The organism is Rhodobaculum claviforme (assembly GCF_016653255.1).
Classification (GTDB): Bacteria; Pseudomonadota; Alphaproteobacteria; order Rhodobacterales; family Rhodobacteraceae; genus Rhodobaculum; species Rhodobaculum claviforme.
This window is the reverse complement of sequence record NZ_NHSD01000209.1, coordinates 1-3576: the sequence shown is the minus strand read 5'-3', so window position 1 is coordinate 3576 and position 3576 is coordinate 1. Positions and strand designations below refer to the sequence as shown.

Annotated in this window: 3 protein-coding genes; 2 read left to right on the top strand and 1 reads right to left on the bottom strand. The window is 66.8% G+C overall.

Annotated features, from left to right (window positions below; translation table 11 throughout):
• Positions 1–115 precede the first annotated feature (115 nt).
• Positions 116–787 carry an alpha/beta hydrolase gene (locus CCR87_RS07390; protein ID WP_027289144.1) on the top strand — a complete coding sequence of 224 codons (672 nt, stop codon included), beginning with the start codon at positions 116–118 and terminating at the stop codon, positions 785–787.
• Here the strand turns inward: CCR87_RS07390 and CCR87_RS07385 are convergent.
• On the bottom strand, positions 784–1956 hold the full coding sequence (locus CCR87_RS07385) for an anhydro-N-acetylmuramic acid kinase (protein WP_338048891.1): 1173 nt from the start codon (positions 1954–1956) through the stop codon (positions 784–786). The two genes, CCR87_RS07390 and CCR87_RS07385, sit on opposite strands and share 4 nt — an antisense overlap.
• Before the next feature lie 79 nt (positions 1957–2035).
• Between CCR87_RS07385 and tyrS the strand changes: the two genes are divergently transcribed.
• A complete protein-coding gene (gene tyrS, locus CCR87_RS07380; protein ID WP_201156909.1) occupies positions 2036–3295 on the top strand; it encodes a tyrosine--tRNA ligase in 1260 nt (419 codons plus the stop codon).
• The last annotated feature ends 281 nt before the right edge of the window (positions 3296–3576 follow it).

The following is a 3576-nucleotide window of genomic DNA, read 5'->3' as shown; positions in this document are numbered from 1 at the left end:
GCCCTAGCAGGGCGATCAAGCGCGCCCCCTGCGCGGGCTTGCCGGCCACCCGGCCGCCTGCCGCGCGATGGTCCGCAACCGAACGGGCCTGTTTTGGCACAGGATTGGGAGCTCGATGCCTGACGTTATCTTTCCCGGCCCCGAAGGCCGCCTGGAGGGTCGCTACCAGCACGGCCGTGGAGAAAAGCCGCCGATCGCGCTGATGATGCATCCGCATCCCCAGCATGGCGGCACGATGAACAACAAGCTCATCTATCACGTCTATCAGACCTTCGCCCGCCAGGGTTTCTCCGTCCTGCGCTTCAACTTCCGAGGCGTCGGCCGGAGCCAGGGCGAGTTCGACCGCGGCGAGGGCGAGCTATCGGACGCGGCCAGCGCCCTCGACTGGCTACAGACCTACAACCCCGGCTCGTCGAGCTGCTGGATCGCGGGCTTCTCGTTCGGCGCCTGGATCGGCATGCAGCTCCTGATGCGCCGACCGGAGATCAGCGGCTTCATCTCCGTCGCACCGCCAGCCAACATGTTCGACTTCACCTTCCTGGCGCCCTGCCCGTCCTCCGGTCTCATCCTGCAAGGCGATTCCGATGACGTGGTGCCGGAGGCATCGGTACAGAAGCTGGTCAACAAGCTAAGCCAGCAGCGCGATATCACGGTCGACTACCGGATCATCGAGCAGGCGAACCACTTCTTCACCAACCGGCTCGATATCCTCAACGAGCATATCGCGGACTATCTGCAGAAGAACGTCCCCGAACTCGCCGGCACGGCCACCGACCCGGCGGATTAGCCGGTCGGCGGGGCCGTGTAGAGCTTGCCGCCGGGCATCTCCCGGGGCGCGCCGGTGGTGGTCGGCCCGGACAGTGGCAGACCTTGCAGCGCACGCAAGGCGAGATAGGCGAAAGCCTGCGCTTCCAAAGCGTCGCCATCCCAGCCGACGCGTTCCACCGGCGCGACCGGTGCGCCCAGACGTTCGGCAAGCATGCGCATCAGGGTCGGGTTATGCCGACCGCCGCCGGTGACCAACCACTGCACCGGCGCTTCCGGCAGATGATCCCGGGCCCGCACCACACTCTCCGCGGTGAAGGCCGCGAGCGTCGCCGCCGCATCCGCGTCAGCCAGACCAGCGACGGACTCGCCCGTGAAGTCATCGCGGTCGAGCGATTTCGGCGGCCGTTTATCGAAGAAGGGATGCGCCAGCATCGCCGCCAGCGCGGAGTCGTTAACCCGGCCGGCAGCGGACAGCGCCCCGTCATGATCGTAGCCACGGCCCGTGCGCTGAGCCACCAGATCGTCCAGCAGCGCGTTACCCGGGCCGGTATCGAACGCCAGGATGTCGGCAAACTGCCGGCCCAGCCAGGTAACGTTACCGACCCCGCCCAAATTCAGCACCGCCACGGGACGATCCAGTTCCATGGCACGGGCACGGTGATAGTACGGTGCGAACGGCGCGCCCTCACCGCCCGCAGCGACGTCGGCCTGGCGGAAGTCGCCGACCACGTCGATCCCGGTCAGCCGGGCCAGACGGCCGCAATCGCCGATCTGCCGGGTGTACCTGCGGGCCGGGTCGTGGCCGATCGTGTGGCCATGAAAACCGATCACGCGCACCGCACTGGCGGACACGCCAGCCTTGGCAAGCAACGTACTGACCGCCTGTGCATGCCGGTCGGTCAATTCGCGCGCCACATCCGCAACGTCCGCCGTGCCCGCGATGGCGTCGGCCAGGCGCTGGCGAAAGGTGTCGGGGTAGGCGATCGACTCCCACGGCCCGGCCTGGACAAACATCTGCCCGTCGGTTTCCAGAAGCGCGGCGTCGATGCCGTCGCGCGAAGTGCCGCTCATCAGGCCGAGCGCAAGGCGGCGCGGAGCTGTATCGGACATGAAACGCAGGCCGTTTTCCGTTCGGGAGCGCCCGACCGACTGAACCGTATCCAGCGCGCGGCGCGGGCGAATTGGCAAGGTCGGGCGAGTGTGCTAACTGCGCCCCGGCGCTGCAACCTCCCCCGCAACCCAGCAAGACATGACGGACACCAAAGCCATGAGCCAGCCGCCCAAATCCGATTTCCTCAGGGTCGCACAGGCGCGGGGCTACCTGTATCAGACGACCGATTGGGACGGGCTCGACCAGGTGATGGCGGAGAAGGCGCCGGTGCCGGCCTACATCGGCTTCGACTGCACCGCGCCCAGCCTGCACGTCGGCTCGCTGGTGTCGATCATGACGTTGCGCTGGCTGCAAACCTGCGGGCACAAGCCGATCGTGCTGATGGGTGGCGGCACCAGCAAGATCGGCGATCCCTCGGGCAAGGACGAGCAGCGCAAGCTGCTGTCCGACGCGCAGATCCAGGAAAACATGGCCGGGATCAAGTCGATCTTCCGGCAGTTCCTGACCTTCGGCGACGGGCCGACCGACGCCGTCATGGTCAACAACGACGACTGGCTGCGCGACATCAACTACATCGCCTTCCTGCGCGATTACGGCCGGCACTTCTCGGTCAACCGGATGCTGTCGTTCGACAACGTCCGCCTGCGCCTGGAGCGCGAACAGCCGCTCACCTTCCTGGAATTCAACTACATGGTGCTCCAGGCTTACGACTTCCTGGAACTGTACCGGAAGCAAGGCTGCCGGCTGCAAATGGGCGGCTCGGATCAATGGGGCAACATCGTCAACGGCGTCGAACTCGCCCGTCGGGTCGACGGGACGGAACTGTTCGGCATGACCACGCCGCTGCTGACCACCGCCTCAGGCGCCAAGATGGGCAAAACCGCCCAGGGCGCGATCTGGCTCAACGAAGCGGACTGCTCCCACTACGATTACTACCAGTACTGGCGCAACACCGAGGACGCGGACGTTGGCCGCTTCCTGCGCCTGTTCACCGAACTGGACGAGACGCGCATCCAGGAACTGGAGGCGCTCCCGGGGGCCGAGATCAACGAAGCCAAGAAGGTGCTGGCGTACGAGGCAACCAAGCTGTGCCGCGGCGCAGACGCCGCCCAGAGCGCGGCCGAAACCGCCCGTCAGGTGTTCGAGGAAAAGGCGCTCGGCCAGGACCTGCCGGTCATCGAGGCTGCGCGCGACCGCCTGAGCGACGGCGTGGCGCTGTTCGAGCTGCTGCGTGAGGCCGGCATGGCGTCGAGTGGCGGCGAGGCCCGGCGGCTGATCAAGGGCGGCGGCGCGCGGCTTAACGACGCCAAGGTCGCCGACCAGAACCAGACCGTCACACTGGCCGACGTGAGCGAGGAAGGCGTGGTCAAGGTCTCCGCCGGCAAGAAGCGTCACGCGCTGGTCAAGCCGGTCTAAGGGGCTGAACGCGCATCAGCCGTCTTCCACGCTGACGTGGAAGACGGCTAGGGAGAGAAGCAAGCGCTCCCGCGTCGGCCCGTGCCGATGAGCGTTGATGCCCCGTCCACCGACGCCAACCGGGTTGCAGGCTACCGTGGGCGCGCCATCCGCCGCCCCGGCAGCCAGGCAACGGCAGATGCGTTACGCTGCCCGGATGCCCGAGAGGAAGGTGTCGAGTTCCTTACGCAGGGTCTCGGTCTCACGCGACAGCTCGCTGCCGGCGTTGGAGACATCCTGGG